This is a genomic window from Pseudomonas sp. ES1 (assembly GCF_050586605.1).
Taxonomy (GTDB): Bacteria; Pseudomonadota; Gammaproteobacteria; order Pseudomonadales; family Pseudomonadaceae; genus Aquipseudomonas; species Aquipseudomonas sichuanensis.
Window position 1 is genome coordinate 45,678 of record NZ_JBOBDM010000008.1, and the last position, 22,413, is coordinate 68,090.

The window sequence follows — 22,413 nt, forward strand, 5'->3', positions numbered from 1 at the left end:
TCTACAGTGCCGGCAATTGCTCCATCGGCCAGCGCGGCTGCACGCTGATCGCCAGGTCTTGCTGCTGCCCAGCCATCAGGCGCTGGCAGCCAGCATAGGCGATCATCGCGCCATTGTCGGTGCAGAAGCGCGGGCGCGCGTAATAGACGTTGCCCTTGAGGCCAGCCAGCATGGTCTCCAGTGACGTGCGCAGGGCGGTGTTGGCACTCACACCACCGGCGATGACCAGGCGCTTGAGGCCGGTCTGCTTGAGCGCCCGCTTGCACTTGAAGGTCAGAGTCTCCACCACCGCCTGCTGGAACGCCAGCGACACGTCGCAACGGGTTTGCTCGTTGTCGTCCCCGGCATCGCGGCATTTTTGCCAAGTATTCAAGGCGAACGTCTTGAGGCCGCTGAAGCTGAACTGCAGGCCTGGACGGTCGCACATCGGCCGCGGGAACACGAAGCGCCCCGGGGTGCCTTGCTCGGCCAGGCGAGCGATTTCAGGCCCACCTGGATAATTGAGGCCGATCAGCTTGGCCGTCTTGTCGAACGCCTCGCCGGCCGCATCGTCCAGGCTCTCGCCGAGCAGTTCGTATTGGCCAATGCCATCGACCCGTACCAGCTGGGTATGACCGCCCGACACCAACAAAGCGACGAACGGAAACTCCGGCGGTTGCTCTTCGAGCATCGGCGCCAGCAAGTGCCCTTCCATATGGTGCACACCGATCGCCGGGATATCCCAGGCAAACGCCAGGGCCTGGGCGCAGGAGGCGCCCACCAGCAACGCGCCGACCAGGCCAGGACCCGCGGTGTAGGCGATGGCGTCGATCTCGGTGGCGACGCAGTCGGCCTCCTCCAGCACCTGCCGGATCAGCGGCAGCATGCGCTTGACGTGGTCGCGCGAGGCAAGCTCGGGTACCACGCCACCATAGGCGCGATGCAGGTCGATCTGGCTGAACAGCGCGTCGGCCAACAAGCCGCGTTCGCTGTCGTATAATGCGACGCCAGTTTCGTCGCAGGATGTTTCCAATCCCAGTACTAGCATGGGTTCGTGCCCTGTCGAGGCTGAATTCGAAGGCGCGCATGATAGTCCCCGTACCCTGTGCCGACCAGCGGTTTTCGATCAGAGGCTTTGCATTCCTGCCAGCTAAGGGTTAACATCCGCAACCCTTGAAAACCGACGTACTCCAGCACACCTTATGTTTTGCCAGGAGCACGTCTACCCCGGTAATGAATTAAGGTAGCCCTGGATGCCAGCCGTCAAAGTTAAAGAGAACGAACCCTTCGACGTAGCTCTGCGTCGTTTCAAGCGCTCCTGCGAAAAAGCCGGTGTACTGGCTGAAGTTCGTAGCCGCGAGTTTTATGAGAAGCCGACCGCCGAGCGTAAGCGCAAAGCCGCTGCCGCTGTAAAGCGTCACGCGAAGAAAGTTCAGCGCGAACAGCGCCGCGCAGTTCGTCTGTACTAATACAGCCGTTCTACGCAAAGCTTCTGCCCCGCCCGGCCTCGTGTCGGGCAGATGGCAGCGGTCGTTTCAAACCCTTGGCCATGCGCCTGGGGTGCCCCGGCAAAAGCCATGGGCAACCTGCAGCAACACGTCAGACCTGGCCATTGGCCAGACGTGCACGTCCTTTCTGACGAGCCCTAACAGGCTGGTGACGAGCACATACCCCTTCGCAATACCCCACGCCAAACCCGAGCACAAGCGTTTAGACTTGCCAGTTGCCAGATGACGAGGCTGCCATGGCCGGGCTGATTCCCCAGAGTTTCATCGATGACCTCCTGAACCGCACCGACATCGTCGACGTGGTGAGTTCGCGCGTCCAGCTGAAAAAGACCGGCAAGAATCTTTCCGCCTGCTGCCCGTTCCACAAGGAGAAGTCCCCCTCCTTCACCGTCAGCCCCGACAAGCAGTTCTACTACTGTTTTGGCTGCGGCGCCGGCGGCAACGCGCTGGGCTTCATCATGGACCACGACAACCTGGACTTCCCCCAGGCGGTCGAGGAACTGGCCCGTGCAGCCGGTATGGAAGTGCCACGCGAAGAGGGCCGCAAGGGGCAGAAACCGCGCCAGCCAACCGACTCCCCCCTGTACCCGCTGCTCGAAGCGGCCAGCGAATTCTATCGCCAGGCCCTGCGCAGCCACCCGACCCGCAAGGCGGCGGTGGACTACCTCAAGGGCCGCGGCCTGTCCGGCGAGATCGCCCGCGATTTCAGCCTCGGCTTCGCCCCGCCAGGCTGGGACAACCTGCTCAAGCACCTGGGCGCCGACGCGCTGCAGCAGAAGGTGATGATCGATGCCGGCCTGCTGATCGAGAACGCCGAGAGCGGCAAGCGTTACGACCGCTTTCGCGACCGCGTGATGTTCCCGATCCGCGACAGCCGTGGCCGGGTCATTGCCTTCGGCGGCCGAGTACTGGGCGACGACAAGCCCAAGTACCTGAACTCCCCGGAAACCCCGGTATTCCATAAAGGCCAGGAGCTGTACGGCCTGTACGAGGCACGCAAGAACAACCGCAACCTCGACGAAATCATCGTCGTCGAAGGCTACATGGACGTCATCGCCCTGGCCCAGCAGGGGCTGCGCAACGCCGTGGCGACACTGGGCACGGCCACCAGCGAAGAACATCTCAAGCGGCTGTTCCGCGTGGTGCCCAGCGTCCTGTTCTGCTTCGACGGCGACCAGGCGGGGCGCAAGGCTGCCTGGCGCGCACTGGAATCGACCCTGCCGAGCCTGCAGGATGGCCGCCGCGCACGCTTCCTGTTCCTGCCCGAGGGCGAAGACCCGGACAGCCTGGTCCGCGCGGAAGGCACCGACGCCTTCCATGCCCGCATCAACCAGCACGCCCAGCCGCTGGCCGACTATTTCTTCGAGCAGTTGAGCAACGAAGCTGATCCGCGCTCGCTGGAAGGCAAAGCGCACATGGTCACGCTGGCCGCCCCGCTGATCGAAAAGGTCCCAGGGGCAAACCTGCGCCAACTGATGCGCAACCGCCTGAAAGAGATCACCGGCCTCGACCCGCAGCAGCTGGAGCAACTGGCGCAGAGCGCGCCGGCCGCCAGCAGCGTGCCGGATTACGACCCGGGCTTCGACTACGACGCCATGGCCAGCTATACCCCGGACTATGGCGACCTGCAGCACCAGCCCGACTACGCCCCGGCGCAACAGGAGCAACGCCCCTGGACACCGAACAAGGGCGGCAAGAAACAATGGGAAGGTAAGCCCTGGGACAAGAAAGGCGGCAAGCCCTGGCAGCGCGATGGCCAACGTGGCGACGCACCACCGCGGGTGCCGGCGCCGGTGGAACCACCGTCGTTATCGGCGCTGCGCACGCTGTTGCACCACCCGTTGCTGGCCGGCAAGGTCGAAGATGCCGGCCATTTCGCCGACGAGCAGCAACTCTACAGCCAACTGCTGGTGGCCCTGATCGAGGCTGCGCAGAAGAATCCTAAGCTAAGCTCTATGCAGCTGATCGCACGCTGGCATGGCACCGAACAAGGCCGCTTGCTGCGTGCCCTGGCGGAAAAGGAATGGTTGATCGATGCCGACAACCTTGAACAACAGTTTTTCGACACTATAACTAGCTTGTCCGCCCGCCAACGCGAGCGCAGCCTGGAACATTTGATCAGCAAATCTCGTCTAACAGGCTTGGACGAGGACGAAACTGCCAAGCTTCGTGACTTGCTCCGCCGCAATGTTCCCGCACAAAACCCGACCTCATCTGGCGCGTGAGGTCCATGCTCGGGTATAATCCTCGGCTTGTTTTTTGCCCGCCAAGACCTTCAGTGGATAGGGTGTTATGTCCGGAAAAGCGCAACAGCAATCTCGCATCAAAGAGTTGATCACCCGCGGTCGTGAGCAGGGCTACCTGACTTACGCGGAGGTCAACGACCACCTGCCCGAGGATATTTCAGATCCGGAGCAGGTGGAAGACATCATCCGCATGATCAACGACATGGGGATCAACGTATTCGAGAGTGCTCCGGATGCGGATGCCCTGTTGTTGGCGGAAGCCGACACTGACGAAGCCGCAGCCGAAGAGGCCGCCGCAGCGTTGGCGGCAGTTGAGACCGATATCGGCCGCACGACCGACCCGGTGCGCATGTACATGCGTGAAATGGGTACCGTCGAGCTGCTGACTCGCGAAGGCGAAATCGAAATCGCCAAGCGCATCGAGGAAGGCATCCGTGAAGTCATGGGCGCCATCGCTCACTTCCCCGGCACTGTCGACCACATCCTCAGCGAATACGACCGCGTCACCTCCGAAGGTGGCCGTCTGTCCGACGTCCTCAGCGGTTATATCGACCCTGATGACAACATCGCCGCACCGACCGAAGAAGTACCGATCCCAGGTGCCAAGGCTGCTGCCGCGAAGGAAGAGGAAGACGAAGACGAAGAAAACGCCGAGAGCAGTGACGACGAGGAAGAGACCGAAAGCGGTCCGGACCCTGTCGTTGCAGCCCAGCGTTTCGGTGCAGTCTCCGACCAGCTCGTCATCACCCTCAAGGTGCTGAAGAAGCATGGCCGCACCCACGCCGAAAGCATTGGCGCCATGCAGGCCCTGGCTGATCTGTTCATGCCGATCAAGCTGGTACCCAAGCAGTTCGAAGCACTGGTAGAGCGCGTTCGCAGCGCCCTGGACCGTCTGCGCCAGCAAGAACGCGCCATCATGCAGCTGTGCGTGCGTGACGCGCGCATGCCGCGGGCCGACTTCCTGCGGCTGTTCCCGAGCAACGAGACCGACCAGACCTGGAGCGGTGACCTCGCCAAGCGCAGCACCAAATGGGCCGCTGCCCTGGGTGAGAAAAACGCCGCGATCGTCGCCTGCCAGCAGAAACTGATCGACCTTGAGACCGAGACCGGCCTGACCGTTGCCGAAATCAAGGAAATCAACCGTCGCATGTCCATCGGTGAGGCCAAGGCCCGCCGCGCCAAGAAGGAAATGGTCGAGGCGAACCTGCGTCTGGTGATCTCCATCGCCAAGAAGTACACCAACCGTGGCCTGCAGTTCCTCGACCTGATCCAGGAAGGCAACATCGGCCTGATGAAGGCGGTGGACAAGTTCGAATACCGTCGCGGCTACAAGTTCTCGACCTATGCCACCTGGTGGATCCGCCAGGCGATCACCCGTTCGATCGCCGACCAGGCACGCACCATCCGTATTCCGGTGCACATGATCGAGACGATCAACAAGCTCAACCGCATTTCCCGGCAGATGCTGCAGGAAATGGGTCGTGAACCGACCCCGGAAGAGCTCGGTGAACGCATGGAGATGCCAGAGGACAAGATCCGCAAGGTATTGAAGATCGCCAAGGAGCCGATCTCCATGGAAACGCCGATCGGTGACGACGAAGACTCGCACCTGGGCGATTTCATCGAGGACTCCACCATGCAGTCCCCGATCGACGTGGCCACGGTCGAAAGCCTCAAGGAAGCGACCCGTGACGTGCTCTCGGGCCTGACCGCACGTGAAGCCAAAGTGCTGCGCATGCGTTTCGGCATCGACATGAACACCGACCACACCCTCGAAGAAGTCGGCAAGCAGTTCGACGTGACCCGCGAGCGGATCCGTCAGATCGAAGCCAAGGCGCTGCGCAAGCTGCGCCACCCGACGCGAAGCGAGCATCTGCGCTCCTTCCTCGACGAGTGATGACGAACCCCGGCCCAGGCCGGGGTTTTTCTTATGTGACAAAAGGTCATGACCGGCATCACCCTGCTGGCAGGATGCCCGTCTACACTCGACTCAGACCCCCTGATCGAGAGGCCGTTATGCCCTTGATGCCGGCCCTCCTGTTGCTGCTCCTGATGGTCTGGAACACAACGGCCGGCGCCCTGACCCTGACTGACGAGGAACAAGCCTGGCTCAGCGCACACCCGCAGCTGCGCCTGGGCGTAGACGCTTCATGGCCGCCCTTCGAATTTCGCGACCAGGAAGGCCGTTACCAGGGACTGGCCGCCGATTACATCGCCCTTATCCAGGAGCGCCTGGGCGTCACGCTCAAACCGATCGAGCCCAGCAGTTGGACCGAGGTGCTCGAGCAGGCGCGCAATAACCGCATCGACCTGCTGCCCGGCATCATGTCCACCCCCGAACGCCAGAGCTACCTGGCCTTCACCCGCCCCTACCTGGACTTCCCGATCGTCATACTCGCCCACTCCGGTGGCGCGCAGCCGCGCAGCCTCAAGGACCTCTACGGCCTGAAGATCGCCGTGGTAGAGAACTACGCCCCCCACGAACTGCTGCGCACGCACCACCCGGACCTCAACCTGGTGGCCATGCCCAACGTCAGCTCGGCGCTGCAGGCACTGGCCACCGACGCCGTGGACGCCGTGGTCGGCGACCTTGCCTCAAGCATCTGGAGCCTGCGCCAGCTCAAGCTCGATGGCCTATACGTCAGCGGCGAAACGCCCTACCGCTACCAACTGGCCATGGCCGTGCCACAGCAGCAGAAGATTCTCGTGGCCATCCTCGACAAGGTCATGGCCGACATGAGCAACAGCGAAATCAGCCATATCCAGCAACGCTGGGTGGGCAATGTCGTCGACCAGCGCACCTTCTGGCATGACATGCTGCTGTACGGCCTGCCTGCAGTCCTGCTGCTGGTGGCCATCCTCGCTGCGGTGATTCGCGTCAACCGCCGGCTCAGTTCGGAAATTTCCCGACGCATCGCCCTGGAGCAAGAGCTGCGCAGCAGCGAATATCACTATCGCGGCCTGGTCGAGAGCCTGTCGGCAATCGCCTGGGAGGCCGACGCCAACGATTTCACCTACAGCTATGTTTCGCCCCATGCCGAAGACCTGCTCGGCTACCCGCTGAGCGAATGGCTCAAGCCCGGTTTCTGGCGCAGCATCCTGCACCCGGAGGACGCGCTCTGGGCTCAGGCCTACTGCGACAGCGAGACTGCCGCCGGGCGCGATCACAGCCTCGACTATCGAGTGATCCGCGCCAATGGTCACGCCCTGTGGGTGCGCAACATCGTCAGCATGATCGAACACGGCCACAAGCCCCTGATGCGCGGCCTGATGATCGACATCAGCGAAACCAAACACACCGAGGACGCCCTGCGCCTGTCGGAGCAGAAGTTCGCCTCGGTATTCCAGCAGTGCCCGGACATTCTGCTCATCGCCCGGCAAAGCGACGGCTGCCTGCTGGAGGTCAACGAAGCGTTCGAAGAACAGATCGGCTTGAGCCCGAACCAGGTACTCGGCCGCACCGCCACCGAACTCGACCTGTGGGGCGTCGCCGGCACCGGCCCGATCATGCTCGAACGCCTGCAGCGCAGCGGTGTGCGCAACCTCGAGATGACCTTCCGCCGCAGCAACGGCCAGCTGTTCACCGGCCTCACCTCCGCCGAGGCATTCGACCTCGATGGCACCCGGGCCCTGGTGGTGGCGGTACGCGACATCAGCCAGCTGAAAGAGACCCAGCAGCAGCTGCAAACCTCGGAAGAAAAGTTCGCCAAGGCCTTCCATGCCTCCCCCGACGGCCTGCTGCTGTCGCGCCAGAGTGATGGCCTGCTGCTGGAGGTCAATGAAGGCTTCTGTCGCCTGACCGGTTACGACATAAGCCCGAACGTCGACCAGACCTCCCTGGACCTCGGCATCTGGGTCGACCTCAACGAACGCCAGCGCCTGATCGAACGGCTCCAGCGCGAGGGCGCTGTGCGCGACTTCAGCTGCCATATCCGCCGCAGCGACGGGCAGATCCGCCTGTGCGAGCTGGCAGCCCGGCCACTGCCGATCGGCGGCGTCGACTGCATGCTGACCATCGCCCGCGACATCACCGAACGCCACCTGATGCAGGAAAAACTGCAGCTGGCGGCCACGGTGTTCGAGAACACCGCCGAAGGCGTGCTGATCACCGACATCGACCAGCGCATCAGTGCGGTCAACCGCGCCTTCAGTGAGATCACCGGCTACAGCGAGATCGAAGCCCTCGGCCAGACCCCTCGCCTGCTTGCCTCCGGCCAGCACGACAGCGCCTTCTACCTCGCCATGTGGCACCAGTTGACCGCCGAAGGCCACTGGCAGGGCGAAATCCACAACAAACGCAAGAACGGCGAGCTCTACCCCAGCTGGCTGACCATCAGCGCCGTGCGCAACAGCGAGCGTGAGATCACCCACTTCGTCGCCGTATTCGCCGACATCTCCAGCCTCAAGCACGCCCAGGCCAAGCTCGACTACCAGGCCCATCACGACCCACTGACCGGCCTGCCCAACCGCACGCTGTTCGAGAGCCGCCTGCAGGCCGTGCTCACCTGCGCCCAGGTCTCCAACCGCCAGGGTGCGGTGCTGTTCCTCGACCTCGACCGCTTCAAGCACATCAACGACAGCCTCGGCCACCCGGTCGGTGACCTGCTGCTCAAAGGCATCGCCCAACGCCTGAAGGAGCAGGTGCGCGACGTCGATACCGTGGCCCGCCTGGGGGGTGACGAATTCATCATCCTGCTGCCCGGCCTGCACAAACCCGACGACGCCAGCGCCATCGCCAACAAGCTGCTGGCTTGCTTCCATGCACCCTTCCAGGCCGGCGAGCATGAGTTCTTCACCAGCGCCAGCATCGGCATCAGCCTTTACCCACAGGACGGCACCGACGTTGCCACCCTGATCCGCAACGCCGACGCCGCGATGTACCGCTCCAAAGCCAAGGGCCGCAACCGGGTTGAAGCCTACACCCGCGACCTTACCGCCCAAGCCAGTGAACGCATTGCCCTCGAGCACGAACTGCGCCGCGCCATCGAACGCAACGAGCTGAGCCTGTGCTACCAGCCCAAGTTCAGCCTCAAGACCCAAGGCCTGGTAGGCGCCGAGGCGCTGATCCGCTGGACCCATCCCACCTTCGGCGAGGTGCCGCCCGAGCGGTTCATCCACCTCGCCGAAGAGAACGGCACCATCCTCCAGCTTGGCGACTGGGTGCTGGAACAGACCTGCCGGCAGATGCATGCGTGGAAAAAGAACTACCAGTCCTTCGGCCCGCTCTCGATCAACCTCGCTGGCGCCCAGCTGCGCCAGCCGAACCTGGCCAAGCGCATCGAGCAACTGCTCAGGACCTACCAGCTCAAGGCGGGCGACCTGCAGCTGGAAATCACCGAGAACTTCATCATGAGCCAGGCCGAAGAAGCCCTGGTCGTGCTCTACCAGCTCAAGCAGCTTGGCGTGCAGCTGGCCATCGACGATTTCGGCACTGGCTACTCCTCGCTCAGCTACCTCAAACGCCTGCCGTTGGACATCCTCAAGATCGACCAGTCGTTCATCCGCGGCCTGCCGGATGACCCCCACGACGCCGCCATCGCCCGTGCGATCATTGCGCTCGGGCGCAGCATGCAGCTCACCATCATTGCCGAGGGTGTGGAGAACCAGGCCCAGCAGCGCTTCCTCGCCGCCGAGGGCTGTGAACAGATACAGGGCTACATCGTCAGCCTGCCCCTGCCGCCCGCAGAGTTCGCCGCTACCTTCCTGCGCATAGCACTATCGGATCTTTCGGATGGCACGGTATCGAAACCCTCGTTATAATCCGCGCACCTGCTGAGGGCCTATAGCTCAGTCGGTTAGAGCAGAGGACTCATAATCCTTTGGTCCACGGTTCGAGTCCGTGTGGGCCCACCATCTTCGAAGCCGCGCATTGCGCGGCTTTTGCGTTTTTGGCGGGATCGCCTCAGATACGGAGTGCTCATTTGCAACTCGTAAACCCGAGTGCGAATCGGGTCCTTTCCTCATCCGTTTTTGTGGGGCCGGCATCGCCTACGCCGCCCGGCCTGACTTTTGCTCGACGACTATTCGCACACAATCTACTCGTCAGCCGGCTCGAAGCGCTCGCCACGAAACACCCGACGTGGATTGCCACGCTCGATGCGGTGATGGAACAACCGCCGCTCCGCGCGCAGTTCGCTGTCGACCTGCTCTGCCTGTTGCGCCAGGCGTTGACCGATGAGCAGCAGCGCCAAGCGTTTGTTGGCGTGCTGGCTACGCTCGCTCTGTACCTTGACGCTGACGCCGCTGGCCAGGTGCGTGGCGCGCACTGCCGAGTCGGTGGTGTTGACATGCTGACCACCCGGCCCGGACGAACGCAAGGTCTCGAAGTGGATCTCGCTCGCCAATTCCGGTGCCGGTGGCGCAAACCGTGCGCCCCCAAAGAACCAGTTCTTGCGCGCATGCCCCGGCCGGTACGGACTGCTGCACGTCCATTGCAGCGAGCCCGTCCAGTGATCCGCCAGGCGCTCGGCCTGCTCGCCATCCAGTGCCAGCAACACCGAGCGCAAGGTACCGCGCCGCGGCCCCGGCTCTTCTTCGAGTATCCGTACCGCCACGGCCTGGGCATCCGCTTCGACCTGCAGCCTGAGCAATGCCTTGGCCACTGCCAGGGCACATTCTTCCGGCCCCTGAGCCGCCGAGAGTTGCAGTAGGATCATCAGCAGCACCCTCCGCGCGTCTTGTAGGTGAGCACCGGTTTCAGTCGTGCCAGCACGCGAACCAACCCCGCTTCACGCAAGGCACCCACCACCGAGTCGATAGCCTTGTAGGCCTCCGGCGCTTCCTCGTAGATCAGCGCCCGGTCGGCGCAGATCACGCGGCTGCCTAGTGCCGTACGACTCAGTTGCTCGACGCTGTAGCGCGAGGCGAGGCGGTCCTTGCACTCGCTGCGCATCCATTTGCGTCCGGCGCCATGGGCCAGGGACAACAGGCTGCGCTCGTCGGCGATCGGCTGTACCAGGTAGCTGTAGTCGCCGCGCGAACCAGGGATCACCACCGCCCCCTGATCCGACGGTGTGGCGCCTTTGCGATGCAGCCAACCATCGAGCCCGTCGACCTGCGCTGGCGACACCAGGTTGTGGTTGATGTCGAGCAGTACATCGCCATCGGCACGCAAGCGGTCGAGCATGCGCCGGGCAATCAACTGACGGTTGGCTTCGGCAAAACGCAGGGCGCCGTCGTGCCGGCCCAGGTAATGAGTGCTGGCCTCGCTGCCCGCCTCCAGTCCGTGATGACCGAACAGGTCGACCTGCTCACGCAGGATCGCCTCGCCCAAACCACGCGAGCCGCTGTGCACCAGCAACAGCAGGTGTTTGCGCTCGATGCCCAAGGCTGCCAGGGCCGCATCGTCGTAGTTTTCATCGAGTTGCTGCAGCTCGGCGAAGTGGTTACCACCACCAATGGTGCCTAGAGAACGCTCGTGCCCCGTGGCAGGCAAACCGAAGCTGGCGACGGCCTCCTGCCACGTCTCGTCGAGCGGCAGGTCGAGGTTGCCAAGGCGTTTCTCCAGCTTGTCCAGATGCAGCTTGGCGGTCGGGATGTCCGTGCGCCACAGCGCCATGCCACAGCCGATGTCATTGCCGACCAGCGCCGGGTACAAACGCCCCACGGAAAAGAATGCCGCGCCGACCGGATAGCCACGCCCCGGATGCAGGTCCGGCATGCCGGCCACCCGATGCATGCCCCCTAGGCGAGCGGTGGTTTCGAGTTGTTGGATCGCTTTTCCTTCGATCCAGGTGTCGTCCGCGGCGACCAATACGGCGCCGTCGGACAAATTGCGAATGCAAGTGCCCATAGTCCAATCCTGATGGGTTGAAACAAAAAGATGTTCGGATTGGCAGGCCAGAGGCCGGGCGTTGCGGTACCGCTAACGAGTAGCGGCGAATGCGATCAAGCCAGGCGCGACCTGCAAAGGGTGATCAACTGTTGCATGATGTACCTCCTTTGCTGTCGGGTGAGAGAAGGCGGGCATCTTAGGTGTGTAATTGCCACCTTGCAACAACCTTGATCACATGTTTACCAGGTGAGCAACGTCATGGCCGAAAAGCCTGACCGCTCCGCGCTACAAAAAACAATACACTGGCGGTATCGTGCCCAGCTTCCACCCATTTCGCCAAATTACGCTAAACACCAGTAACCACGCTACTTCCAGCTAACTATGCCTACGCTAAGCTACGCACGTTTTCACTGGGTTTGCAGCGTCTCCAGGCAACTCATAATCCTTTGGTCCACGGTTCGAGTCCGTGTAGGCCCACCAGAAATACAAAAGCCGCGCTGATGCGCGGCTTTTTCGTTTCTGTGGCCTGGGTGCTCACTGCGGGCCGGCCAACACCTCGCCACCTTTACGGCTGATGCGAATCCGCCCATAGCGTGCCGGGGGAAGTGGCTCGATTGCCGCCAGGCAGGCCGCCGGGTCATTGAGCGGCAAGCGCTGCAACGCCTGCACGTCACGCTCCCACCAACGGCTGGCGAGCAGGCGCTCTATCATCTCTGGCGGATAGCGGTAGCGGACCACCTTGGCAGGCACACCCGCCACCACGGCATAGGGCGGCACGTCCCGGGTGACCACGGCACGGGTGGCGATGATCGCCCCGGTACCGACCTTGACCCCTTCCATCACCATCGCGCTGTGCCCGATCCACACATCGTGGCCAATGCTGGCCATGTCCACGCGCGCGGTGTATTCAAGGGGCGTGCCGGTGTACTGGAACGGGTGGGTACTGAGCCAATCGACCGGATGGGTGTTCTTTTCCTGGCCGATCACGGCACCGCTGCCGATCGAACAGAAGCGACCAATCGACTCGACCAGTTGCAGAAGGCAATCGCTGCGGATGTAGGTATGGGCGCCGATCGACAGCTCGCGGCAGTCGAGTAGCACATCGCCGAGGCGGACCTCCTGCTCAAGGTCGAGTACGGCGCGCTTGCCGAACTTCGACACCCCCAGGCTGACTTTGCCCCCCTGGCGACGAATCCAGCGTTTCCAGTACCAGTCCCTGAGACTCATCTGCAACTCCGCCTGCAATGGTGGCCGCCCGATCCTTGCCGGTGGCGTGAGGCCGCAATATTAGCGGCTTGCGCTACAAAAGCCAGCGCTTGCCCTGCACCGTGGCGGCTGGCTAGGCTAGCGCGTCCCTTGCAGAGATTCGCCATGCCTGACTCACGCCCCATCGCCCTCGACGAAATCGACCGCCAGCTGATCGCCCTGTTGCAGATCAATGCCCGCGAAAGCGTCGCCACCCTCGCCCGCCTGCTCGGCATCGCCCGCACCACGGTGAATTCGCGTCTGGCACGGCTGGAGAAAAGCAAGGTGATCACCGGCTATGGCGTACGGCTTGGCCAGCGCCTGATCGGTGGCGGGCTGCAAGCCTATGTGGGGATCAAGGTGCAGCCGCGCGCGGGCAAGGAGGTGGTGCGGCGGCTGTCGGCCATGGGCCAGGTGCAGCAGCTGTGTGCGGTCAGTGGCGAGTTCGACTATGTGGCCTGGTTGTACAGCGATTCGCCGGAGCAGCTGGACCAGTTGCTCGACCAGATCGGTAGCCTCGACGGGGTCGAGAAGACCACCACGTCGATCATCCTCAGCAGCAAGGTGGACCGCGGGCAGCCGGGCTGACTCCCCCGCGGTCGGCCGTCAGGCTTCCATCGCGTCAAGCAGGCCATCCGTCAGTGCCCGGATGGTTTCAGCCGAATGCACGATCGACCAGATCATCGCCCGATTCGCCTCGGGCGCGTGATGCAGGGCGTAGTCGTCGGCGATTTCCTGGATAGCGGACGCCAACATGCTGGTGTGCACAAGCGCGTCGGCGGCATCGACACCGGGGCGGACGGTGAAGATCGGCGGGTGACTGGACTGGCAGGTGCAGAACGAACGCTCGGTGGTGGGGTTCAGTTTCAGGGGTGGGTCGGGGACGATTTTTTTCATGGGTACAGCCTCCATAACCGGTCAGAGAAAAGACCGCCACGCAGCCTTCTCACGGGAATGGGTGGCAGCCATGCACGGGGTGAGAACCGGCAACTTGGAGGCTGAATCCGGCCAGGCAAAGCCTGCCCGCGCACAGCTGCCATGACAGCATGCCTCCAAGTAAAGATTGCTGGGTTCTCACGCCCAGTCACCGAATGTGCGGCGACCGCAAGAAATTAGCCGTGAAGAATTACCCGTGCAGCCAGACCAGAACGACAAGACAAGTAGGATAATTCCTTATCTTTAGATGGTCTGTAGGAATGGTTGGATAGCCCATCGCCGCAGATGCCGAGAAGACGAGGTATCCAAGGCTTCAGCCCTTTATCTGCGACATATCCAGCAATTCTCTCCCCCTCCCTCTTCTCCCCTCCCCATTTAGGCTGACAGCAGTCCGCCCTATTGACGCTTTGGCGACCACACCACAAACTATACGCAGGACACGTACAAAAGCATGGATGCGCTATTTGTCGAATTACCCGCCTTCGAGCGCTATCGCCCTCAACTTCTGGACGATGAGGATTTCCGCTTGCTGCAGCGATTGCTCCTGATGCACCCACATGCCGGCGATGTCATCAAGGGCACGGGAGGCCTGAGGAAGGTGCGCTTCGCGGACACTCAACGGCACAAGGGCAAACGCGGTGGAACGCGGATCATCTACTACTGGTGGTCTGCCGGGCAGCAGTTCTGGCTGTTCACGCTGTACGGCAAGGACGTCCAGGACGACCTGACAGCCCAGCAACGCCAAACGCTCAAGCATCTGCTGGAGCGCGAATACCTGATGAGGACAACCAATGCCACGCAACATCTTCACTGAACTCACCGAAGGCTTCGACGCCCTCGCCGGCGAACGGGCCGGCAAGCTCACCCTGCGCTCGCACAGGGTCGAATTCGAACAGCTGGCACCTCTGGTACCCAACGAACTGATCGAACTGCGCCAGCGCCTGAACATGTCACGCGCGGTGTTCGCCGCCTACCTGCGCACCAACGCACGCACATTGGAGAACTGGGAACAAGGCCGCTCCCAACCCAACGCCCAGGCCATCGCCTTGATTCGCCTGGTGCAGAAGTACCCCGAGACAGTCGAACATCTGGCCTCGTTGAACTGATTCGTCGATATGGGATGTCGTAGCATCATAACGACGAAATAAACGACATAACGACGCCACTCTGCATCTTATTTACGAACACCGCGCTTCATAAAATGGCCACCAGTCATTCTCTATACTCAGGCTCCGCCCGCTGCGCAGCCTCTCTGGCAAGGTCACTACATGAACAAGAACAACCGCCACCCCGCCGACGGCAAGAAACCCATCACCATCTTCGGCCCGGACTTCCCCTTCGGCTTCGATGACTGGCTGGAACACCCGGCCGGCCTGGGCAGCATCCCCGCGGCGCGGCATGGCGAGGAAGTGGCGATTGTCGGCGGTGGCATTGCCGGGCTGGTGGCGGCCTACGAGCTGATGAAGCTGGGCCTCAAGCCAGTGGTATACGAGGCGTCGAAGCTGGGCGGGCGCCTGCGTTCGCAAGCCTTCAATGGCACCGATGGCATCGTCGCCGAGCTGGGCGGCATGCGCTTCCCGGTGTCGTCCACGGCGTTCTATCACTACGTCGACAAGCTGGGCCTGGAAACCAAACCCTTCCCCAACCCGCTCACCCCTGCCTCAGGCAGCACGGTGATCGACCTCGAAGGCCAGACCTACTACGCCGAAAACAAGGCCGACCTGCCGCAACTGTTCCACGAAGTGGCCGATGCCTGGGCCGATGCCCTGGAAAGCGGCGCACAATTCAGCGATATCCAGCAGGCCATCCGCGACCGCGATGTGCCACGCCTGAAAGACCTGTGGAACAAGCTGGTGCCGCTGTGGGATGACCGCACCTTCTATGACTTCGTCGCCACCTCGCGCTCGTTCGCCAAGCTGAGCTTCCAGCACCGCGAAGTGTTTGGCCAGGTAGGCTTCGGTACCGGCGGCTGGGACTCCGACTTCCCCAACTCGATGCTGGAAATCTTCCGGGTGGTCATGACCAACTGCGACGATCATCAGCACCTGGTGGTCGGCGGCGTCGAGCAGGTACCGCAGGGTATCTGGCGCCATGTGCCGGAGCGTTGCACCCATTGGCCGGCCGGCACCAGCCTGCGCTCGCTGCACGGCGGCGCACCGCGCACCGGGGTAAAACGCATCGCCCGGGCCTCCGATGGCCTGCTGGCCGTTACCGACAACTATGGCGACGTACGCCACTATGCGGCGGTGCTCACCACCTGCCAGAGCTGGTTGCTGACCACCCAGATCGACTGCGAGGAGGCGCTGTTCTCGCAAAAGATGTGGATGGCCCTGGACCGTACCCGCTACATGCAGTCGTCGAAGACCTTCGTGATGGTCGACCGGCCATTCTGGAAAGACAAAGATCCAGAGACCGGCCGCGACCTGATGAGCATGACCCTGACCGACCGCCTGACCCGCGGCACCTACCTGTTCGACAACGGTGACGACAAGCCAGGGGTGATCTGCCTGTCCTACGCCTGGATGAGCGATGCCTTGAAGATGCTGCCGCACCCGACCGAAAAGCGCGTGCAGCTGGCCCTCGACGCACTGAAGAAGATCTACCCCAAGACCGACATCGCCGGGCACATCATCGGCGACCCGATCACCATTTCCTGGGAGGCCGACCCACACTTCCTCGGCGCCTTCAAGGGCGCGCTGCCGGGCCACTATCGCTACAACCAGCGCATGTACGCGCACTTCATGCAACAGGACATGCCCGCCGAGCAGCGCGGCATCTTCATCGCCGGTGACGACGTGTCGTGGACCCCGGCCTGGGTGGAAGGCGCGGTGCAGACTTCGCTGAACGCGGTGTGGGGTATCATGAACCACTTCGGTGGCCAGACCCACCCGGACAACCCAGGCCCGGGCGATGTGTTCGATGAAATCGGACCGATCGCCCTGGCCGACTGAGCGAAGGAGTAGCGTGATGCGCATCGCCCTGTTCCAGGGCACGCCCGGCCCCCTGGACGTGCCCGGCAACCTCGAACGCCTGCAGCACCAGGCCCAGCTGGCTGCCCAGCAAGGTGCCCAACTGCTGGTGTGCCCGGAGATGTTCCTGAGTGGCTACAACATTGGCCTGGACCAGGTGGAACGCCTGGCCGAGGCCGACGATGGCCCTTCGGCGATGACCGTGGTGGAAATCGCCCAGGCTCAGCGCATCGCCATCGCCTACGGCTACCCCGAGCGGGCCGACGACGGCGCGATCTACAACAGCGTTCAGTTGATCGACGCCCATGGCCGCAGCCTGTGCAACTACCGCAAGACCCACCTGTTCGGCGAGCTTGACCGCTCGATGTTCAGCCCGGGCGCCAATCACTTCCCGGTGGTCGAGCTGGACGGCTGGAAGGTCGGCCTGCTGATCTGCTATGACATCGAGTTCCCGGAGAACGCCCGGCGCCTGGCACTGGCCGGCGCCGAGCTGATTCTGGTGCCGACGGCCAACATGGCGCCGTACGACTTCGTCTGCCAGGTGACCGTGCGCTCGCGGGCGCAGGAGAACCAGTGCTACCTGGTCTACGCCAACTACTGTGGCAGCGAAGGCCAGATCCAGTATTGCGGGCAGAGCAGCATCGTCGGGCCGGACGGCAGCCTGCTGGCGATGGCCGGGCGTGACGAGAGCCTGCTGCTGGCGGAGCTGGAGCACGAACGAGTGCTGGAGGGGCGAAAAGCCTTTCCGTACTTGACCGACCTACGCACAGAGTTGCATCTGGTCAGGAAATGATTGCAAACCGAATGAAGCGACACACAAGCGCTTCATTCGGCTATCCAATCCTGTTCAAGGATAGTATTGATGGGCCTGATCGGCTGCATTGAACTGGAAGCGCTGTGCCGCTGGGGCATTGAAATCGAGCTTTAGGATAGGAACGCGTCTATTTTTGAGACTTGCCAGCTTCGCCTGAAACACCTGGGCATCATTCAATGATCCGCTTTTCGCAGGATCGTAGAAGAAGGCCACGATCCAACGCGCCATTGTGTCGTTAACACTTGGGGACACGTTGGGGCCATAATTAAAAAACATGACTTCGTTCCATGAACTCTGTCCTGTTGGGAAACTGGCGTGGGAGGCAATGGCATTGCGCCAACCCTGAGGATTATCAGCATTCCACGAGCATTGCCGGTAGTTAACCTGTCCATTAGAAATAAAATGGCTGTTCCATTGCGCGGCCGTTGTAAGTCCAAGCTTGTTGTCGCAGCTACCCCACGTGTGTCCAATGTTAGGATGACCTAAACCTGTGCCTTCAAAATCACAACCCAGGTAGTTTCTGTTCATCGTTCTTGTGGTATAGGCATCAAAAGGATAAACACACGTCACCGCAACATTACTACCAACAGTTAGGTAAGTCGCGCCGGGTATGGTACCTGCTAATACATCAGCTGGGCTCAATAATAGAAACCCTGCTCGTTTGTAGAAGGTCCTTGTATTTATATCGTGCCGTATCCACGAGAAAGATGTCGCTCTTAGCTGCAATGCCGTAGCACTGGGCTCCCATGGATTGAAGTTACCGTTATCCGTAGTCCGAGCTAACACCCCGGTGCAAAAATAATACCCTCGTGTTTTCCCTGTACCATACTCAGTACAGGACGTAGTTGTTTCGTTGTAATTCTTATTCATCAAAGCTGCAATGCTTTGACCATCGGCCAAGCTTGCGCGGGGGGCGGTATTGGTGGCTGCCAGTTGAGGATCTGCAGTCACCGCTACGGGCTCCGTTGGCGACCTGATAGAAGTGGCGCAAGCCGATATCAGCAGGAAGCAAACGGCCACCATCCAGTTTTTTACTGACATAGAAAACCTCCAAGAGAGTATCAATGACAACAAAAATCCTCTCGCCTGCGCACTTTGCAAACAGCGCGACAACCCAGATAACTACGTCATCCACGGCGGGTAGAACTATTGAACTACCGGCTAACGCAATGAACAACTAGTAAAAATAACAGTAGTAAAATTTCAATCCATAAGCCCTCGACTCCCGCAGTCAACACCCCAGCAGCAATACCCCATTGCCCATGAACGCGTTAGCATGCGCTATGTCTTGCTGGAGTCCCTATGCCTGTTGCCACCCGACAACTATCGCTGGCCAATGGCTTGCAACTCACCCTGCGCCATTCCCCGCGCCTCAAGCGCTCAGCTACGGCACTGCGGGTACACGCAGGCAGCCACGACGCCCCGCCTGAATGGCCAGGCCTGGCGCACTTCCTGGAACACCTGTTCTTCCTTGGCACCTCCCGCTTCCCCCTGGAAGCTGGGCTGATGCGCTATGTGCAGAGCCAAGGTGGCCAGGTGAATGCCAGCACCCGCGAGCGCACCACCGATTTTTTCTTCGAAGTGCCGCCGAACGCCCTGGCCGGCGGGCTCGAACGACTATGTCAAATGCTCGCCGAGCCAGATTTGAGCCGCGACCGCCAGCGCCGTGAACGCGAGGTTATTCATGCCGAGTTCATCGCCTGGTCACGCAACAAGGAAGCTCAGCGCGACTTCGTCTTGCTTCAATCAGTGTCTCAACGACATCCGCTTGGCGGTTTCCACGCCGGCAATCGCCACACATTGCAGCTGCAGAATGAAAGGTTCCAGAAAGCGCTGGCCCAATTTCACCACCACTTCTACCGGGGCGGACAGATCACCTTAAGCCTGGTCGGCCCTCAGCCATTGGATGAACTGGAGCGTATGGGTCGCCGACACGGCGAGCTGTTCGCGTCTGGCCCACGCATGGAACAACAAGCCCCGCCGCCCCTGCTCGACAGCCCTCTACGTCAACCAGACTCGTACAAAACGCGCCACGACCTGTTGTACGCCCACGAAGGTCTACCTCCTGGGGCGGAACAGGCCCTGAACCTGCTGCTGAGCCTGCTCAGCGACAACCGGCCCGGCACCTGGCTAGCTGAGATCCGCCAGCGTGGTTGGGTGCAACGGTGCAAGGCGAATTTGCTCCACGCCCACGCCGGGCAGATGCTTTGGCATATCCAGTTGCAGCTGACCGACAGTGCGTCCCTGCCACAAATACAGGCTTTGCTTCACAGCTGGTTCGCGTTCATCAAGCGACAAGCGCCTGAACATCTGAACGACGCTTATACAGTGCTGCAACGGCGCCATGAGCTGGCCAGAGGCGCCCTCGATCTCGCCCGCCGCGACAGCATGGGCCAGCCATACCAAGGACTCGACGAGCAGGGTCTGGCCGGACTCGCCAAGCTTCTGGACGACCTGCCACAGCGAGGCGCGGGGCACTGGAAACTACCTCCCGCCGAACCGCTGCTCGATACCGAAATGCCGCCACGCAGTGCGCCGCTGCCGGACGGACTGGCCCTAGACCTCAGCCTGCCATCCGTGCGCCAGTACGCCACCTTGTACCTGCGCTGGCGTATTCCCTCGCCTCTGCGCCAGCGTTTCCAGGCTATTCTCGAGTGCAGCCTGCAACCGTTGATGGAGCGCGCCGAAAGGGTCGCGCTGTCACTATGCTTCAGCACCAGCGGCGAGTACTGGCAACTGCGTTCAAGCGGGCAGCCGGCCGCAGTGATCCGCTGCATCACGGAAGCACTGTCGATGCTGCACACGCCCTCCACGCATTGCTGGAAGGCGCCACCCGCCACACAACCGGCATTGCCCCCAATACGCGCACTGCTGAAGGCATTACCGGACGTGCTGTTGTCCGCAGATCAGCAACCTCAGCCATCCTGCATTCCCAAGCCGTCACAACTCGACTCACTTTGGCAACAAGCCAGCTGGCAAGGCTTGGCGATTGGCTTTGACGAAAGGCAACAAGGTGCCCTGGGCGCCGCCCTGCAATACATCTTGGGGCTGCCTGGCGAAGCTCGAACACCGGCGAATTTCACTGGAAGATTCTGGCATCAGGTTATGCCCCTGGGCAGCGAGCACGCTTTGCTGTTGTTCTGTCCGCTGCCTGCGGCACTGCAAGGCTGCGGCCGACTGCTCGCGCAACTGTTGCAAGGCCCGTTCTACCAGCGGCTGCGGGTCGAGTTGCAATTGGGATATGCCGTGTTCAGTGCCTTTCATCAGGTCGACGGGGTCGGCGGGCTGCTGTTCGGCGTGCAATCCCCCCACGCCAGCCACGCGCAGATCCTCGACCATCTGCTCCAGCTGCTCAAGGACGGCGTGCGCCTCGACATCCATGCCCGCCAGCAACTCGCCGCGCAGTTCGAGGAAAGCGCCATGACCAACGCTGAGGTGGCGGAATGGGCGTGGCAGGCACATCTGGCGACACAGAATCCCGATCTTTCCTACATGAGCAGGTCTATTCTCACTGTCGAGCAAGCGCAACTGGACGACCTGCTGCGCCAATTACTCGACGCCGAACACGGCTGGCTGTGCCTCGCCAACGCCGCGGCGCCGAACTCGAGCTGGCACTGACACGCAGCCGATTGTTACTCATCATGCAATGGCGCTTTTCGAAGAATTAACCTTTCGGTACAAATTTTTCTTGTAAGATAGCGCAATCTCAGCCAATGGAACCGCGCACTCCAGGCGCGGCCCAATGAGTAACCGATCAACCCAACCCATCCGGAAGGAGACATCCCATGTGGACCAAACCCGCCTACACCGACCTGCGTATCGGCTTCGAAGTCACCATGTACTTCGCCAGCCGCTAAGCAGCTCTGCGGTTCAACGCCTCGGCCCGCCGGGGCGTTTTCGTTTTCGGACACGGTTTTCGGATAGAGAGTGGCCATGTACATCCAGATTCTCGGCTCTGCCGCCGGTGGCGGGTTCCCGCAGTGGAACTGCAACTGCGCCAACTGCAAGGGTTACCGCGACGGCACCTTGCGCGCCACTGCGCGCACCCAGTCTTCCATCGCCCTGTCCGATGACGGCGAGCACTGGATCCTGTGCAACGCCTCGCCCGACATCCGCGCCCAGTTGCAGGCCTTTGCGCCCATGCAGCCGGCCCGCGCGCTGCGCGATACCGGCATCGACGCGATCGTTTTGCTCGACAGCCAGATCGACCACACCACCGGCCTGCTCAGCCTGCGCGAAGGCTGCCCGCACAAGGTGTGGTGCACCGACATGGTCCACCAGGACCTGACCACCGGCTTCCCGCTGTTCACCATGCTCAGCCACTGGAACGGCGGCCTGGCCTGGAACCGCATCGAGCTCGAAGGCAGCTTCGTGATCGACGCCTGCCCCAACCTGCGCTTCACCCCCTTCCCCCTGCGCAGCGCCGCACCGCCTTACTCGCCGCACCGTTTCGACCCGCACCCGGGCGACAACCTGGGCCTGCTGGTGGAGGACACCCGCACCGGCGGCAAGCTGTTCTATGCCCCGGGCCTGGGCCAGGTCGACGACAAGCTGCTGCAGATGATGCACGGCGCCGACTGCCTGCTGGTCGACGGCACCCTGTGGGAGGATGATGAAATGCAGCGTTGCGGTGTCGGCACCCGCACCGGCCGCGAGATGGGCCACCTGGCGCAGAACGGCCCAGGCGGCATGCTCGAAGTGCTGGACGGCTTCCCGCGCCAGCGCAAGGTGCTTATCCACATCAACAACACCAACCCGATCCTCGACGAAGACTCGCCGCAAAGGGCCGAGGTGCTGCGTCGGGGTGTGGAAGTGGCCTTCGATGGCATGAGCATCGAATTGTGAAGGTCTTGCACAAGCCTGTGGGAGCGGGTTCACCCGCGAATGCGGCAGTGATTGCACCGAAGCATTCGCGGGTAAACCCGCTCCCACAGGGGCCGAT

Annotated in this window: 18 protein-coding genes and 1 tRNA gene; 13 read left to right on the forward strand and 6 right to left on the reverse strand. The window is 62.0% G+C overall.

Going from position 1 to position 22,413, the window contains the following annotated elements:
• Position 1: 1 nt before the first annotated feature.
• Entirely contained in the window at positions 2 to 1,027 is a 1,026-nt protein-coding gene (tsaD, locus tag ACQ4N9_RS05300) for a tRNA (adenosine(37)-N6)-threonylcarbamoyltransferase complex transferase subunit TsaD (RefSeq protein WP_279846038.1), read from the reverse strand.
• A 205-nt stretch (positions 1,028 to 1,232) separates the two neighbouring features.
• On the opposite strand from tsaD, the gene rpsU reads away from it, so the two are divergent.
• The 5 genes from rpsU to ACQ4N9_RS05325 all read left to right on the forward strand — a co-directional run bounded on the left by rpsU (position 1,233) and on the right by ACQ4N9_RS05325 (position 9,586).
• Entirely contained in the window at positions 1,233 to 1,448 is a 216-nt protein-coding gene (rpsU, locus tag ACQ4N9_RS05305) for a 30S ribosomal protein S21 (protein ID WP_003255575.1), read from the forward strand.
• A gap of 275 nt (positions 1,449 to 1,723) precedes the next feature.
• Entirely contained in the window at positions 1,724 to 3,712 is a 1,989-nt protein-coding gene (dnaG, locus tag ACQ4N9_RS05310) for a DNA primase (RefSeq protein ID WP_390966147.1), read from the forward strand.
• Between the two features lie 67 nt (positions 3,713 to 3,779).
• On the forward strand, positions 3,780 to 5,630 hold the full coding sequence (gene rpoD / locus ACQ4N9_RS05315; protein WP_390966149.1) for an RNA polymerase sigma factor RpoD: 1,851 nt from the start codon (positions 3,780 to 3,782) through the stop codon (positions 5,628 to 5,630).
• Between the two features lie 119 nt (positions 5,631 to 5,749).
• The gene (locus ACQ4N9_RS05320; RefSeq protein ID WP_390966151.1) at positions 5,750 to 9,493 is read left to right on the forward strand and encodes a bifunctional diguanylate cyclase/phosphodiesterase; all 3,744 of its coding nucleotides are present in this window, start codon (positions 5,750 to 5,752) and stop codon (positions 9,491 to 9,493) included.
• A 16-nt stretch (positions 9,494 to 9,509) separates the two neighbouring features.
• Positions 9,510 to 9,586 (forward strand) — tRNA-Ile (locus tag ACQ4N9_RS05325).
• A 182-nt stretch (positions 9,587 to 9,768) separates the two neighbouring features.
• Here the strand turns inward: ACQ4N9_RS05325 and prfH are convergent.
• The 3 genes from prfH to ACQ4N9_RS05340 form a co-directional block, all read right to left on the reverse strand.
• Positions 9,769 to 10,389, reverse strand: a complete 621-nt coding sequence (gene prfH, locus ACQ4N9_RS05330) for a peptide chain release factor H (protein ID WP_390966153.1) — start codon at positions 10,387 to 10,389, stop codon at positions 9,769 to 9,771.
• Positions 10,389 to 11,525 carry an RNA ligase RtcB family protein gene (locus ACQ4N9_RS05335; RefSeq protein WP_011531823.1) on the reverse strand — a complete coding sequence of 379 codons (1,137 nt, stop codon included), beginning with the start codon at positions 11,523 to 11,525 and terminating at the stop codon, positions 10,389 to 10,391. Before ACQ4N9_RS05335 ends, prfH begins: the two co-directional genes overlap by 1 nt.
• A 516-nt stretch (positions 11,526 to 12,041) precedes the next feature.
• Positions 12,042 to 12,734: a CatB-related O-acetyltransferase gene (locus ACQ4N9_RS05340; protein ID WP_390966155.1), complete on the reverse strand. Its 693-nt coding sequence runs from the start codon at positions 12,732 to 12,734 to the stop codon at positions 12,042 to 12,044.
• Positions 12,735 to 12,878: 144 nt separating this feature from the next.
• Here ACQ4N9_RS05340 and ACQ4N9_RS05345 point away from each other — a divergent pair, with 144 nt between their 5' ends.
• The gene (locus ACQ4N9_RS05345) at positions 12,879 to 13,340 is read left to right on the forward strand and encodes an Lrp/AsnC family transcriptional regulator (RefSeq protein ID WP_390966157.1); all 462 of its coding nucleotides are present in this window, start codon (positions 12,879 to 12,881) and stop codon (positions 13,338 to 13,340) included.
• Between the two features lie 18 nt (positions 13,341 to 13,358).
• On the opposite strand, the gene ACQ4N9_RS05350 is transcribed toward ACQ4N9_RS05345, so the two are convergent.
• Complete coding sequence (locus ACQ4N9_RS05350) at positions 13,359 to 13,649, reverse strand: DUF3077 domain-containing protein (RefSeq protein WP_258705574.1); 291 nt, start codon at positions 13,647 to 13,649, stop codon at positions 13,359 to 13,361.
• 490 nt (positions 13,650 to 14,139) lie between these two features.
• Here ACQ4N9_RS05350 and ACQ4N9_RS05355 point away from each other — a divergent pair, with 490 nt between their 5' ends.
• The 4 genes from ACQ4N9_RS05355 to ACQ4N9_RS05370 all read left to right on the forward strand — a co-directional run bounded on the left by ACQ4N9_RS05355 (position 14,140) and on the right by ACQ4N9_RS05370 (position 17,450).
• The gene (locus ACQ4N9_RS05355) at positions 14,140 to 14,502 is read left to right on the forward strand and encodes a toxin (protein WP_390966159.1); all 363 of its coding nucleotides are present in this window, start codon (positions 14,140 to 14,142) and stop codon (positions 14,500 to 14,502) included.
• Positions 14,480 to 14,794: a helix-turn-helix domain-containing protein gene (locus ACQ4N9_RS05360; protein WP_390966161.1), complete on the forward strand. Its 315-nt coding sequence runs from the start codon at positions 14,480 to 14,482 to the stop codon at positions 14,792 to 14,794. The genes ACQ4N9_RS05355 and ACQ4N9_RS05360 overlap by 23 nt, the downstream gene beginning before the upstream one ends.
• A 162-nt stretch (positions 14,795 to 14,956) precedes the next feature.
• The gene (locus ACQ4N9_RS05365) at positions 14,957 to 16,639 is read left to right on the forward strand and encodes a flavin monoamine oxidase family protein (protein WP_390966163.1); all 1,683 of its coding nucleotides are present in this window, start codon (positions 14,957 to 14,959) and stop codon (positions 16,637 to 16,639) included.
• 16 nt (positions 16,640 to 16,655) lie between these two features.
• Positions 16,656 to 17,450, forward strand: a complete 795-nt coding sequence (locus tag ACQ4N9_RS05370; protein WP_390966165.1) for a carbon-nitrogen hydrolase family protein — start codon at positions 16,656 to 16,658, stop codon at positions 17,448 to 17,450.
• 54 nt (positions 17,451 to 17,504) lie between these two features.
• Here ACQ4N9_RS05370 and ACQ4N9_RS05375 read toward each other — a convergent pair whose 3' ends face one another.
• Positions 17,505 to 18,512 carry a hypothetical protein gene (locus ACQ4N9_RS05375; RefSeq protein WP_390966166.1) on the reverse strand — a complete coding sequence of 336 codons (1,008 nt, stop codon included), beginning with the start codon at positions 18,510 to 18,512 and terminating at the stop codon, positions 17,505 to 17,507.
• Positions 18,513 to 18,773: 261 nt separating this feature from the next.
• On the opposite strand from ACQ4N9_RS05375, the gene pqqF reads away from it, so the two are divergent.
• The 3 genes from pqqF (at position 18,774) to pqqB (ending at position 22,316) form a co-directional block, all read left to right on the forward strand.
• Complete coding sequence (gene pqqF, locus ACQ4N9_RS05380; RefSeq protein ID WP_390966168.1) at positions 18,774 to 21,089, forward strand: pyrroloquinoline quinone biosynthesis protein PqqF; 2,316 nt, start codon at positions 18,774 to 18,776, stop codon at positions 21,087 to 21,089.
• A gap of 167 nt (positions 21,090 to 21,256) precedes the next feature.
• Positions 21,257 to 21,328, forward strand: coding sequence for a pyrroloquinoline quinone precursor peptide PqqA (gene pqqA / locus ACQ4N9_RS05385; protein WP_008365141.1), 72 nt, complete (start codon positions 21,257 to 21,259; stop codon positions 21,326 to 21,328).
• A 76-nt stretch (positions 21,329 to 21,404) separates the two neighbouring features.
• Entirely contained in the window at positions 21,405 to 22,316 is a 912-nt protein-coding gene (gene pqqB, locus ACQ4N9_RS05390; RefSeq protein ID WP_390966170.1) for a pyrroloquinoline quinone biosynthesis protein PqqB, read from the forward strand.
• The last annotated feature ends 97 nt before the right edge of the window (positions 22,317 to 22,413 follow it).